Genomic DNA, 12892 nt, shown 5'->3' with positions numbered 1-12892 from the left:
CAGCGATCCTGAGGTCCACGAGGGCCCTACAACCTCCCTTATCGTTGTGAACGCATCGTCCGACGATCTGGCGTGGTTCAATCTGGCGGTGGGAGAGAACGTGCAACAGCTATGGCACAGAGTGACAGGCCGTCCCAGCCGAATGTGAGGAGGCCCCTTGCCCAGATCAAAATGGTTTGCACCCGCATGCCACCTTGCCCTCGAAGCCCAAGGTGCTCCTGATGGCTGTTCGGGCGTTGCCAATTCCGCAAGATCGGGTTGCCCCGGAGCGAGTTAACATGGCGGCGCCACCGCATCTCGTGCTTTTATCAGCGCTCTGAAATCTGGGTCCTTTGGCACGACCGTCGCGGCAATTTCAAAACTCATCTCCAAGCGCCTCGGAAACCATTGATAACAACACAACAATGTTCGGATCTCGCAGATCACGCCGGCAGAATGGTGAGATCAGCTTCCCGGCCTTCAGGTCAACTTCCCTCCGGGACAAAACGGCCTCGCCGCGTTCTTGCGCAGCGATTTACGAACTGGGGGCATCGGGTAACGTTCTGCACCAACTCACCGAAGAATCGGTCGGGCCCGCAACGTGTATCCTACAAGCCTCAAAGTTTCCTTCGAGGTCGCTCGGACAACGCGGCGAGCCCGTCTGTCATGTTTCATTGGCACATCGGTTCATCAGCTCTTTGGCTCCTCATCCGCTTGGATGCCTTGCCGCATGGCCTTAGCCAACTTGTCTCCGCATAACATTAGCAAAACTAACAGCCGGCCGGATATCCTCATTGATTCAGATCAACGGCATCAAGAAAATTTGCACGCGAGGGCGCTATTTGGCTGCTTCCTGCCGCGTCTTCCCAAGCCGCCGGCTTGCTCTGCCGCCTCTAGATGGGTGGTCGCGTCCTCGTCGCTCCACTGTCTGAAATTCAAGTAGTGGAAACCAATCGCCTGGACCAACGCGGACTGCTCGAGGCAGATCACTTCATTGGCTTCCGCCTTAGCACGGCGATCGTTTCAGGCGGTGCGACCGGGATCTGCCGCGCGACAAGCAGGATGAGACCCGCATTGCCTCGCCTGAGGAGCAAAGTCACATGCGCCTCAGCTTCAACAGCTTAGATCACGATGACGCTTCGTTGAATCGCCATCCCGATCTATCCCTTTGTTTCAGCATGATCTTTTCCGAAAACCGGTATCCACTTTTCGGGATCATGCTCTAGCTTCCGCGGCTCACTGACCGGCAAAATCAGGAGTAGCCCGATCGCGAAGAAACCAATGATCGTGGCAAGTCCTATCCGCTGGCTGTCGCTCGCAGAGGTGGCAAATGCAACGATGGCAGGCCCCAGAAAAGCTGTCGCCTTCCCCGACAGGGCAAACAGGCCGAAATAGGCGGCGCGCCTCTCGCTAGGCGCAAGACGAGCCATGAGTGAGCGGCTTGCCGCCTGCGCCGGTCCCACGAAAAGGCCGATGCCGATGCCCGCAATCCAGAACCAGACTAGGGTTGTTGCAGCCACAGCAGTAATTGAAGCCGCAATCAACCCGATCAGCGCAATGATAATTGTGGGTTTCGAGCCGAGCCAGTCGTCAACCCAGGCAAATGCGAGCGCTCCCGCTCCGGCGGCCACGTTGAGCGCGATGCCGAACGTGATGACCTCTGCAAGGCTAAGGCCGAACGCGCCTGCAGCATAGACTCCACCAAGGGCAAAGAGCGCGACCAGCCCGTCCGCATAAATCATGTGTGCCAGCAGGAACAAAGCGATAGGCTGGTTCTTGCCAAGCTCGGCAAAGGTTTGACGCGTCTCGCGAAGCCCGAACCGCAGCATCTGCCCGATTCCCCTTCCAGACGACGGGCGATCCGGCGTGAAAAGAAACAGCGGAAGCGAGAAGATTGCGAGCCAGAGCGCGACCAGCGGCCCGACGATCCGCACATGCTCCGCCGAGTCCCGGTCCAGGCCAAATGGCGGTTGCTCCGGCCCGATGAAGATCACCAGTGCTACGCCGAGCGCGACGAGGCCACCGGCATAGCCTAGTCCCCACGCCCAGCCCGACAAGCGACCGAGACGCTCCTCCGGTACGATATCGGGCAACATAGCATTGTTGAACACAATGCCGAACTCGAAGCCGATGTTGGCGATAACGATGCAGGCGAGGCTGAAGGCGAGCCAAGCCGGAGACGGCTCAGCGAACCACAGAAGCGCCGTGCCGAACACGCATATCGAGGTGAAAACGAAGATCCAGGGCTTGCGTCTGCCACTTGCATCGGCGATCGCTCCAAGCAAAGGAGCGAACACGGCGATGACAAGGCCGCTGCCGGAGATCACATAGCCCCAGACGGTTTGGCCCGCGACTGGATCTGCCACCAGAGCCGTCTGAAGATATGCGGGAAAGACAAACGTGATGATCAACGTCGTGAACGGCGAATTGGCCCAGTCGTACAGAGCCCACGACCAACGTCCAAGCGCCACTTTCTGGTCGCGCGATACGTCGTCCGGGCCCTCTATGGAGGTCATCGGAGCCCACCATTGGCTGGTGGAGGTCTCGATGTCAGCTTGGGTGCCCACAAAATTGCACTCTCGCACGAGCCAAGGACCCAATCGACGACAAACTTCCGATTATATCCCCCATGTCCAATGAGATGGGAGTTGCAAGCGCGCCTTGCATCTCGATTGCGGCGTGGCAGTCGACGTCCCAATGCGGCCTTGGCATCGTGTCGCACAGTCACCCTGGAAGACCGAACCCTCATGTCAACAGCCGCAGTCGATTGACTGCGGCCAAGAGCACCGATAAAGAAAGAACTACGAGAATGATGCCCGCGAGGACGGCGTTCGCTGTCAGCGCCGTGATATTTGCGAAGCCAAGCACCCAAATCCCGACGATAACGATCGCCCAATCCTGCCAACGCTGCCGGTTCATTGCAGCCTCCGCGCTCTCTCCTCCCTGCCTTCGATAACTGTTTCAGTAAAAATCTTCCCTCCCGCTCCAACCATGATTCAGATCAACTCTCCGAGTGCGAATGGTTGAGGCACGGTGGCGGAAATCGGTGGAAGGAGCATTGCTGCGGAATCTTCAAACTTCCGCTTCAGGCAGTGTCGGTTTTACCATCTCGCCCAGGTCAGGCTCTCCACAGCGGGCGAGCATTTCTTTGCGTGCCGTGTCCCGGAGAAGCAAAACTGACGCGAAATCGGTTCCCGGCGCCGTGACCGGCGAGCCGATCTCGACGGTGACCGGGGTCCACCTTGGAAACCATTGATCGCCGCGCAGCATGGATCGCGTTCCATGGATGGTGCCGGGCAGCACCGGCAAGTTTGTTTCAGCCGCAATCTTGAAGGCCCCAAGATAAAAGGCCGAGAGCCCTGGTCTGCGTGTGAACGTGCCTTCAGGGAAAAAAACTAGAATGCGCCCTTGCCGGGCGACGGCGATCAACGCCTCGGCGTCGGAGAGGCTGCCAGCAACATCGTACCGCTCGACGAACAATGTGCCCAGTCGACGCAAGAACGGTCCGGCGAAAAACTGTCCGGCCAGTTCTTTCTTGGCAACGAAAGCTGGTTTGCCTGGGAGAACCGCTGACAGGACCAATGCGTCCATGTAGCTTGAGTGGTTGAACACGAGCATTGCGTTCTGCCGTGGGATATGGTCGATGCCGTACACCGTGACGGTCACGCCGGCGGCGGCAAGTGCGGCCCGGGCGATTGTCCTCACAGCAACCCAGCGCCAGTCGCTTCGCGGCAGAACCATCACAGCCAGCCACGCCAGCAGGAAGCTGCACGCCACGACCATCCACCACCATCCGGCGTAGACAACGTCGGCGGCGAGCCGGCGCAAGCGCCTCATTTGAGGGACCACCCCCGAAAGCGATAGTCGAAAGACCTGCCACCAGAGTGTACGCTGCCGTGTTCCCATTTTGCCACTCTCGTAAAGCTCCTTCGCCGCGCTGCGACGTATCTTCCCACTCGACGTCTTCGGCACGGTCCTCGGCGGCGCGAGAACGATGTCGTCGGGAGGTGTTCCGGCGATATCTGTCACTACCTCATGAGCGCGCGCCTGCAGTGTCGCCTTAACGGCTGGATCGATCTCGCGTGTTTCCGCCACGACGATGACACGCTCCGTTCCAGAGGCTTGATCGGGAACGCCGAACACCGCGACGCCCCCTTTGCGCACGCCGGGGATGTCTGCGACGGCTTCTTCGATCTGTTGAGGGTAGATGTGACGTCCCGCGCGGATGATGATGTCCTTGACCCGGCCTGTGATGTAAATGTCCCCCTTCGCCATGTAGGCTCTGTCCGCGCTATCGAGCCAGCCATCGCGAAGGAGCTCGCGTGTCTTCGCATCGTTCCGGAAGTAGCCCGATGTCGCCGATAGTCCGCGGAATTCGAGTCTGCCCTCTCGGCGTTCGCCAACCTCGTAGCCGGCCGCATCGACGATGCGGATTTCATGTCCTGGCAGCGGCTGGCCGCAGGCGACGATTTCGAGCGGCTTCGTATCGCCTGGATCGGCGGGCGCAGCGATCCCATTGCTGGCCAGTGCGCTGCGATCCACGCGATCGATGATCGGCGGGCGGCCTAGTGGGGGAAAGGCTAGCCCCACTGAGTTTTCGGCGAGGCCGTAGACGGGCGCCATCGCATTTGGTTTGAAGCCGTAACGTCCAAATCTTTCGATGAACCGGCGCAGTGTTTGGACGCTGACCGGTTCTGCCCCATTGGCGACCATCCGTAGCGAGCTGAGATCTAACCCTTTGAGATCAGTGTCCTCGATCTTGTTGAGACACAATTCAAATCCGAAGTTCGGAGAAGCGGAAAATGTGGCGCGAAACCGGTGGATGGCCCACAGCCAACTCCCCGGCCGCACGAGAAAACTCAGCGGCGACATCGCGTAAAGTGGAGCGGCATAATGAAGGCATCCAAGCCAAGCGCCGATCAGGCCCATGTCGTGGTAGAGTGGCAGCCAGCTGACAAACACATCAGCCGAACTCGCCTCCATCACGGAGCCCATTGCGCGGATATTGGCAAGCAGGTTGGCGTGGCTGAGCACCACGCCTTTAGGGTCTCCGGTGCTGCCTGATGTATATTGAATCAAGGCTGTCGAATGTAGATCGCCGCGCGGCGGCAACTGCATGACTGCAGGTTCGGTGCCGAGGCTTGCGACGCTCTCGACGCTGTCCAAGGTTTCCAGTTGCGCTCGCAGCAGAGCTGCCGCAGCCTTTCCCTCCGGCATGGTGACGAGTATGCGAGCGCCGGCATTGCGGAGGATACCCGCTTGGCGGCGCAGGTGATCCTCAATCTGGGTCAGCCGCATCGGCGGATAGATCGGCACCGGTATTGCTCCCGCATAAAGAATGCCGAAAAAAGCTGAGAAAAACTCAAGGCTGGTGGGCAGCATCAAGGCGACCCGATCACCTGGCTGGACATCGCGCCCGATCAGGCCCCCAGCAACGATGTGAGCTGATTTCGCCAGTTCTGCATAGGTCATCGCACCCAGTATTGTTGCGTCGTCCTGCAGGATCGTCAGATGCAGGCGATCTGGGTGGCGTGACACATGCCAATCGAGAACTTCGACGAGCGTCGTAGCCTCGCTGGCGGCCGGGACAAGTGGCAGGGCGGCGGCGGCAAGCATGCGCGTCGCAACCCGCCTTGGGCCAGCCTGCTCCAGCGCGTCGATCAGATCGCTGACCGTATCGGCCTCTCCGACGATCTGAACCGGCAGTTGCACGCGGAAGGCACGCTCGATCCGCAAAATCAGCTCGGTCCTGCCGAGGCTGTCGATGCCGAGGTCTCTTTCGATCCTGCTCTTGGGCCGAATTTCAATCGCGTTTGCACGTTGCGGATGAAGCTCACGCACAAGTTCGCGAACAACTGCAATCAAGTCACGCTCGCGCGATTTTGCGTCATCGCTCATGCATGGCAACCATTGTTGCTTCTTTTATGCCGCAATGCTAACGGCCGCGGCTATTTAGGCCTTGATGTGTGTCAACGCGCCACCGAGGCCAAGAATGCGTCCGCTCGGTACCGAAAACGGGCGAGCTTGCGCCAGTAGGCAAATTCAACCGCAACGACGGGCAATATTTCGCCATTGTTGATTTCGATCAAACCGTTGGCACTGCATTGCCGCACAATGAAGCTCTAAAGGTTGCTGTGTCATGAACAGGTCGATTCCAGATCGCCACATGCTAGGCGACGTCGCCGTTCAGGCAGGAAGCTTGCCCAAAGGCTTGTTGGCTATAAAGGCCAGTATCCTGTGGCCTTGGCATCGCCGCGCGGCGGCGTTCCAGTCGCTGCTTGACCTGCCACTGAACTTTCATCCAGCGGCGATTAGAGCTTCAGCCGTTTCTGTTACGCCATGGGGCGCGGGGTGAGCAACCGGCGGAGGCGCGGAGCCTTCGACTTGCGCAGCGCTGGAGCCGGTTGCGGCGAGGATCTCGGCGTAGGCCGCCGTGGTCCGATAACTGAGCGAGGAGTGAGGCCTCGCTGTGTTGAAATCCTTCACCCAATCAGCAATGGCGCTGCGGGCATGATCGAGGCCAAAGAACAGGCTTTCGTTCAAGAGCTCATCGCGCATGCGGCCGTTGAAGGATCGACATAGCCGTTTTGCATCGGCTTGCCGGGAGCGATGGAGTGCCATTCCACCCGATGATCCTTCGACCAGGCGAGGATCGCGTTTGAGGTGAACTCGGTGCCATGGTCAGAGACGATCATGCCCGGCTTGCCGCGGCGGCCGATCAGATCGGTCAGTTCACGCGCGACACGTCGGCCGGAGATCGAGGTATCGACGATGGCTCCCAAGCACTCACGCGTGACGTCGTCGACAATGTTGAGCACGCGGAAGCGCCGCCCGCAGGCGAACTGATCGCGGACGAAATCCAGCGACCAGCGGGCATGGGCCGCGCTTCGACCAGGATCGGGGCGCGTGTGCCCACGGCGCGTCGCCGGGCCCGCCGCTTGCGGACCGCCAAACCTTCCTCGCGATAGAGCCGATAGATGCGATTGATCCCCGATGGCTCGCCCTCACGTCGGAGCAGGATGAACAACCGCCGATAGCCGAAGCGCCGACGTTCATTGGCAAGCTCACGCAACCGCCCGCGCAACTCCGCCTCCGGCGGACGGCAAGAGCGATAGCGGATCGTCTTGCGATCGGCTCCGACGATCAGACAGGCCCGCCGCTCCGACAGGCCCATGGCGGACCTCAGATGCGCGACGGCGTCGCGTTTTGCAGCGGGCGCCCTACCATTTTTTTGCAAGAAGCTCTCGAAGAGCAGAGGCTTCGAGCATCATTCTCGTCTTCCAGAGCCTTCAGGCGCTTGGCGTCGGACACGTCCATCCCGCCATACTTCGCCTTCCAGTTATACAGCGTCGCCTCGCTGATCCCATGCTTGCGCGCCAGATCTCCTGCCTTCGCGCCCGCCTCGTGCTCGCGCAGCACCGCAATGATCTGCTCTTCTGAAAACCGCTTTCTCTTCATCTGTCCGTCCTTCAAACGAGGGCCGGACTCTCTTATGACCGTGGTCAAGAATGATAGATGACCTTTTTCGCCCCATGTCTTTACCACAGGTTGTTGCCGTTGATGGGGGCAGCACGGGGACGGGATGGGCCTTGAGACGACGGTCGATCACACTCTTATCCGCGGGTTGGCTACCGCACTTCCGTAACTCGTCTTGGGCTATCCTCGTCTAAAGATCGGGCGTTGGGACAATGCCCAGCCACATAGAGTCCACGGGAATTCCCCACCGTGGCCACATCCCGTCTCCGTGCTGCCCGGCATGATCCGCCGGGCAGACGCTTGCCGGGAACCTGACCGCCGATGAAGCCGCGACCGCATCGTCAGCGTACCGGTTCGACCTGGTGACCGATGGCCCACAGGAAGGCTGCCATCTCACGGGCGATCGCCGCAACGACGATGGGCGCCTTCTTGCCGCCCGCCGTCAGGAGACGGTACCGCGCGCACAGTCGCGTCTGCGCCTTCCAGGCAACGTCCCGCACCGGCTTTGGCAGGCCCTCCAAGCGCACGCGAATGGTCTCCGTGACCCTCGCCGGGTAGCGATAGGCCCAGGCCCCCTCCACCAGGACGCGGCGGGCACGTTGGTTGCCGGCCAGCGTTAGGCCGCCACGCTTGACCGCGTCACCGGTCGAGCGCTCCGAAGGCACCAGACCGAGAAAGGCCATCAGCTGCCGCGGAGTGTCGAAGCGGCGCACGTCGCCGACTTCGCTGAGGAAGGTGACGGACGAGGAAGGAGACGCCTCGCAGCGCCTGGTAGGCGGCCACCACCGGCGCCATCGACCAGCTCGGCACCAGTTCTTCCAGTTGCGCATCCAACCGCTCCTGCGAATCGGTGATCACGTCGACAAGGTCCTGGAACACGATCTGCTGCGCCGGGTGCTCGAACTTCTGCGCCGCCAGCCAGCGCGCATGCGCCCGGCTCCAATTCTTGCGGCCGGCAAAGACCCGGCCATGGCGCAGCAGGAAGGACAGCAGCTGCTGGCGCTTCTTGCGCAGATCCTCGCTCGCCGCGCACCGAACCCGCACCAGATCGCGCACTGCTTCATGCACCGCGTCAGGAACCCAGATCCCCTTCAGCTCGCCAGCCCGCAACAACCGCGCCAGGCTGACAGCGTCGAGCCGGTTCGTCTTGACGCGCTCGCCCGCGCGCTTGGGGATCAGTGACGGCGCGACGACATCGCAGCGATGGCCGAGATCGACGATCTGGCGATACAGCCCATAGCCGGTCGGGCCAGCCTCATAGCAGAAATACAGGCGAGCATGCCTCTTCTCCAGCTTGCGCACGAACCGCTCCACCGCCGCCGGCGTCGTCTCGATCTCGCCGAAATAGCGCACCTCGCCATCACGCCCGCCCTCGGCGATCGCAATCGCATGCTTGGCCTTCGACACATCGACACCGACGAAAAGAACGTTATCTTCCTTCATGGCCCGTCCTTACTTTGCTTGGGGCGCGGCTCGGCACGCCCGAGCAACCCCCGTTTGCTTTACAGCCGCAAAGACTAAGGGGCGGGCCGCTTCTCACACCACGGTCATAACGTCTAATCCAAACTGGAGGAAATTGCCCGTGGCAGGTCAGCACCAGCAATTCCAGCGACCTTGGCTCCTGACTGGTTTGAGTTTGGCGAGACGGATCCTCTTAGCCCTTCATGCTCCGCGCGGTGCGCATTAGGCAGAGTTGTGCAGAAGCAATACCTGCGGTCACGCACGTCGATGGAACCGGTCGATTGCAGACACTGACCGAGGAAGACAATCCGGAATTTCACGCACCAGCACCGACAGGTCGGCGGCGCTTCGGCCCGTCCATCCATCGGGCAGATAGATCGTCCTCGCCTCGTCGTCGTAAATGGCGACGATGTTGTGTTGCTCGTCGTTCCGGCGGTCGGACGGCACCTCCCGGAACCGCAGGCCTTTCATAGGCGCGCGGAAGCATATGTGACGGCGGGCAATTCGTCGGTTTCGGGCAGGCCGAACTCGGCGGAAAGCCATGCCGTTATCCCTTTCAAGAGGGCCTGCTGAGCAGAATCGGCCTTTGGACCGATGGTAAAGGTATCCACCATGACCCTGAACCCCGATCCGGGCAGCACTACCTCCCGCAGGATGCTGGCGGGAACCGGTTCTGCCAGCTTGGGTTCAGTGGCGGTCGCGGCAAATGTGGCGAATATGCCAGCTGTGCTCAATACTGAGGCCGCTACAAGCTCTTTGATTGAAAGCATCATTTCCCATCTCCATGTCGGCAGTGAGACCAGTGGCCAGCATTGCTGGCTTAACCGGTGCCGTGCACTGAACACGGGTGGGGTGGATCGAATGTGAGGCGAGCGTGATTCGGATGTTAAACCGCTGCGGAGGCACGCCTGCAATTCATCGCTTGTCACGCATAGATCATCAGGGAGGGCTAGCACTGACCTCATGTGCGTTGGGGGCGATGTCGTTCCGAATCTCCGGCAGGCTCTGTGATCATGTGACGGAAAGATCGCGGTAGTTCACCACGATCTCGTCCTGCTCGATGAGGATCATCAGCGCGTCCTATGCAACTGACGAAGCGGTGGAACTTTTCAATCCCGGAGGCCGCTTTCCGGCGCTTCTGGTGGGCGACCATGGTAGCGCCGAACTGCCTCCGGAATTTGGCTCACCCCGGACTGTCGCAGGATGACCTCGGCAGATCACCGCGCGCGGGGCGGATCACAGCGGCAGGTTGCGCTGATCGGCGATGGCCTCCATCGTGATGTAGGAGGTCACTGTGTCGAGCTCGACCTTTTCGATGATCATTTGATAGATGCGGTCGAAGGCGTTCATGTCTTCGGCCATTACCTTGAGCATGTAATCGTAGTCACCCGCGATCCGGTAAAAATCGATTATGTTGGGAATGGTCGTGACGGTGCGGCGGAACGTCTCCAACCATTCGCGGGAATGGTGCCGGGTGCGCACCATGACGAACACGGTCAGCCCCAGCCCCACTTTGGCTGGGTCGAGACGGATGGTGTGGCCCTCTATCAGCCCCTTCTCCTGAATGGCTTTCAGCCGGCGCCAGCAGGCATTTTGCGACAGCCCGACCTTTTCGGCCAGTTCCCGCTGCGACAGCGAGGAATCCGATTGAAGGACCCTCAGGATCGTGCGATCGATATGATCTATCTTTAGCCTACTCATGGGGTCATTTGAACGATAATCAGGATATTTTCAACAGAATATGATGTTGTTTTTGTCATCGCGTGCGACATACGATCTTTCCAATCCTAGAACGCACGCCGGGAGCGCAGGAAAGATCCGCATGACATCCGCTTTACCGCAATCGCCTCTCGCCCGATTTGCCCGCAGCCTTGTGTTGCCCGACCCGGTCGCCGCGCTGCGTGGCGGCGTGATCGGCGAAGGCACGGACGTGGCCGGGCCGTTCGGCTCCAACCCCCTGGTCTATGCCGACTATGTCGCCTCCGGTCGGGCCTTGCGGCAGGTTGAAACCTTCGTCATGGAGGAGGTCCTGCCCTATTACGCCAACAGCCATACCGAAGCCTCGTTCTGCGGCGAGGCAATGACGCGGATGCGGCGAGAGGCGCGGCAGACCATCGCCAGGCTCACCGGCGCGACCGAAGACCATGCCGTCGTCTTCACCGGCGCGGGGGCAACCGCCGGGCTGAACCGGCTCGTGCATCTCTTCGGGCTCCCCGATGTGGTGCGGCGCGGCGCACGTCCGGTCGTGTTCATCGGGCCCTACGAACACCATTCCAATATCCTGCCTTGGCGCGAAAGCGGCGCCGAGGTCATCGAGATCGAAGAAGCCCGGACGGGCGGTCCCGACCTGGCGCATCTGCAGGATAGGCTGGCTGCGACCGCAGACCGGGACCTTCGGATCGGCGCCTTTTCGGCGGCCTCCAATGTTACGGGGATCCTCGCCGATACCGATGCCGTGACGGCACTCTTGCGCCGCCATGGCGTGCGGTCCGTCTGGGACTTCGCGGGCGGCGCACCCTATCTGAAGATCGACATGCGTAGCGGCACCGATTGCGCCAAAGACGCGGTGGTGCTCTCCACGCACAAATTCCCGGGCGGCCCGGGTGGCTCGGGCGTGATGATCCTGCGGCGCGATGCTGTGACGCGCCACGACCCGGTGGCCCCCGGCGGCGGCACGGTGCGCTTCGTCTCACCCACCGCTCACGACTATTCCGGGGACCTCGCGACGCGGGAAGAGGCGGGAACGCCCAATGTGATCGGCGATATTCGCGCGGCGCTCGCCTTTCTTGTCAAGGAGGCGATCGGACAGGACTTCATGGACCGCAGGCATGACGAACTGAACGCCCGCGCGCTCGCCGTCTGGCGGGACAATCCGAATCTGGAGCTTCTGGGCATCGACCGCGGGCCGCGCCTGCCGATCTTCTCCTTCCGCGTGCGCGATCCGAGAACGGGCGGACACATCCATCAGCAACTGTTCACCCGGATGCTGAGCGATTGCTACGGCATCCAGGCGCGCGGCGGCTGCGCCTGCGCCGGTCCCTATGCGCACCGGCTCCTGGGGATCGGGCCGGAGCGCTCGGCCGAATTGCGCGCCGCGATCCTGAACGGGCAGGAACTGGAAAAGCCCGGCTGGACACGGCTCAACTTCAGTGCGCTGCTCGACGACGATAAGGCAGACTTGATCATCGCTGCCGTCGATGAACTGGCCAGCGACCCTTACCCCATGGCAGACCTTTATCACGCCGACCCAAAGACCGCGCGGTTCAAGCCGATCGCAGAGGCGGCCTGATCATGTGCCGATGGGCCGCATGGTTGGGTAAGCCGATTCCTGCCCCAGGAAGTGCAACTTTCCACCAAGCTTCAGACCTTCGCCCGCTGACCATGTGCGTCTACTCAGGTGGTTTGCTGCCCTCTCATCGATCGTTGAAGGCGACCGCCTGCATTGATACGTCTTCGCTGTGGCACTTGAGCGAAGTTATGATGCAAAGCGCCAGTTGACCGACCGCTCGGGCTTGTACGAGCAGAACACCCCAGTGCGCAGACTATTGGCAAGATGTTTGCCGAGCGGCTCGTGCGCTGCCTCGGGCGCGGCAGGAGGAGGCGGGCGAAATCGCCCGTTTGTTCCTCATCTCCTCGGATGGGCTTGCTGCCAACATCTGGAGCCGGATGGACATGCCTGACGTGTCGCTGGAGGAGGTCGGCGCGGCCCGCTACGCCCGCACCGCTACAGCGTTTTCCTACGAGAACTGCCTCGTCTCCGTGTGCCGTGGCGAGATCGTCGGCATGGCCTACGCATTTGCCATGTCAGTGGAGGAAACCGGGAGCGAAGAACACGACCCGGTCTTGCGGCCTTATGCGGAACTGGAAGATCCCGGTTCCCTCTATCTCTCAGAGCCTGACCTGAAAAGAATGGAGTGATATCAGTAGGTTGTGATTCCGTCGGATTTGCAAAGATTCGATGGAGGACACGATGCCT

The 12892-nt window shown here is 61.0% G+C and carries 8 protein-coding genes and 2 pseudogenes; 3 read left to right on the top strand and 7 right to left on the bottom strand.

Translation table 11 applies throughout. The features are described from left to right. Positions 1-1139: 1139 nt before the first annotated feature. From GM910_RS15665 to GM910_RS15645, 5 genes and pseudogenes are all read right to left on the bottom strand, one after another. Entirely contained in the window at positions 1140-2495 is a 1356-nt protein-coding gene (locus GM910_RS15665; protein WP_159588832.1) for an MFS transporter, read from the bottom strand. A 229-nt stretch (positions 2496-2724) separates the two neighbouring features. Next, positions 2725-2898, bottom strand: a complete 174-nt coding sequence (locus GM910_RS15660) for a hypothetical protein (protein ID WP_159588830.1) — start codon at positions 2896-2898, stop codon at positions 2725-2727. 153 nt (positions 2899-3051) lie between these two features. Then, entirely contained in the window at positions 3052-5877 is a 2826-nt protein-coding gene (locus GM910_RS15655; RefSeq protein WP_159588828.1) for an AMP-binding protein, read from the bottom strand. 399 nt (positions 5878-6276) lie between these two features. Next, positions 6277-7437: pseudogene (locus tag GM910_RS15650) on the bottom strand (IS3 family transposase). A gap of 359 nt (positions 7438-7796) precedes the next feature. Continuing rightward, positions 7797-8898: pseudogene (locus GM910_RS15645) on the bottom strand (IS110 family RNA-guided transposase). 221 nt (positions 8899-9119) lie between these two features. Here GM910_RS15645 and GM910_RS27840 point away from each other — a divergent pair. After that, positions 9120-9389 (top strand): carbamoyltransferase C-terminal domain-containing protein, encoded by a 270-nt coding sequence (locus tag GM910_RS27840; RefSeq protein WP_159588826.1) that lies wholly within the window; start codon positions 9120-9122, stop codon positions 9387-9389. On the opposite strand, the gene GM910_RS15635 is transcribed toward GM910_RS27840, so the two are convergent. Together GM910_RS15635 and GM910_RS15630 are read right to left on the bottom strand one after the other, a co-directional pair. Further along, entirely contained in the window at positions 9384-9689 is a 306-nt protein-coding gene (locus GM910_RS15635) for a hypothetical protein (protein ID WP_159588824.1), read from the bottom strand. The two genes, GM910_RS27840 and GM910_RS15635, sit on opposite strands and share 6 nt — an antisense overlap. A 463-nt stretch (positions 9690-10152) precedes the next feature. Further along, positions 10153-10617 carry an Lrp/AsnC family transcriptional regulator gene (locus tag GM910_RS15630; RefSeq protein ID WP_159588822.1) on the bottom strand — a complete coding sequence of 155 codons (465 nt, stop codon included), beginning with the start codon at positions 10615-10617 and terminating at the stop codon, positions 10153-10155. Between the two features lie 121 nt (positions 10618-10738). Here GM910_RS15630 and GM910_RS15625 point away from each other — a divergent pair, with 121 nt between their 5' ends. Both GM910_RS15625 and GM910_RS15620 read left to right on the top strand, forming a co-directional pair. Then, the gene (locus GM910_RS15625) at positions 10739-12205 is read left to right on the top strand and encodes an aminotransferase class V-fold PLP-dependent enzyme (RefSeq protein ID WP_159588820.1); all 1467 of its coding nucleotides are present in this window, start codon (positions 10739-10741) and stop codon (positions 12203-12205) included. Between the two features lie 383 nt (positions 12206-12588). Beyond that, positions 12589-12834 carry a hypothetical protein gene (locus tag GM910_RS15620; protein ID WP_201285514.1) on the top strand — a complete coding sequence of 82 codons (246 nt, stop codon included), beginning with the start codon at positions 12589-12591 and terminating at the stop codon, positions 12832-12834. Positions 12835-12892 lie beyond the last annotated feature (58 nt).

Source organism: Chelativorans xinjiangensis (genome assembly GCF_009812055.1).
Taxonomy (GTDB): domain Bacteria; phylum Pseudomonadota; class Alphaproteobacteria; order Rhizobiales; family Rhizobiaceae; genus Chelativorans; species Chelativorans xinjiangense.
Note: the sequence above shows the minus strand (reverse complement) of the source record. Positions and strands in the feature narration are given on the sequence as shown.

Excerpts from the sequence above, each read along its gene's own strand:
- GM910_RS15630 (WP_159588822.1), bottom strand. The coding sequence starts at position 10,617 with ATGAGTAGGCTAAAGATAGATCATATCGATCGCACGATCCTGAGGGTC.
- GM910_RS15625 (WP_159588820.1), top strand. The coding sequence starts at position 10,739 with ATGACATCCGCTTTACCGCAATCGCCTCTCGCCCGATTTGCCCGCAGC.
- GM910_RS15665 (WP_159588832.1), bottom strand. The coding sequence starts at position 2,495 with ATGACCTCCATAGAGGGCCCGGACGACGTATCGCGCGACCAGAAAGTG.
- GM910_RS27840 (WP_159588826.1), top strand. The coding sequence starts at position 9,120 with ATGCTCCGCGCGGTGCGCATTAGGCAGAGTTGTGCAGAAGCAATACCT.
- GM910_RS15620 (WP_201285514.1), top strand. The coding sequence starts at position 12,589 with ATGCCTGACGTGTCGCTGGAGGAGGTCGGCGCGGCCCGCTACGCCCGC.
- GM910_RS15660 (WP_159588830.1), bottom strand. The coding sequence starts at position 2,898 with ATGAACCGGCAGCGTTGGCAGGATTGGGCGATCGTTATCGTCGGGATT.
- GM910_RS15655 (WP_159588828.1), bottom strand. The coding sequence starts at position 5,877 with ATGAGCGATGACGCAAAATCGCGCGAGCGTGACTTGATTGCAGTTGTT.
- GM910_RS15635 (WP_159588824.1), bottom strand. The coding sequence starts at position 9,689 with ATGATGCTTTCAATCAAAGAGCTTGTAGCGGCCTCAGTATTGAGCACA.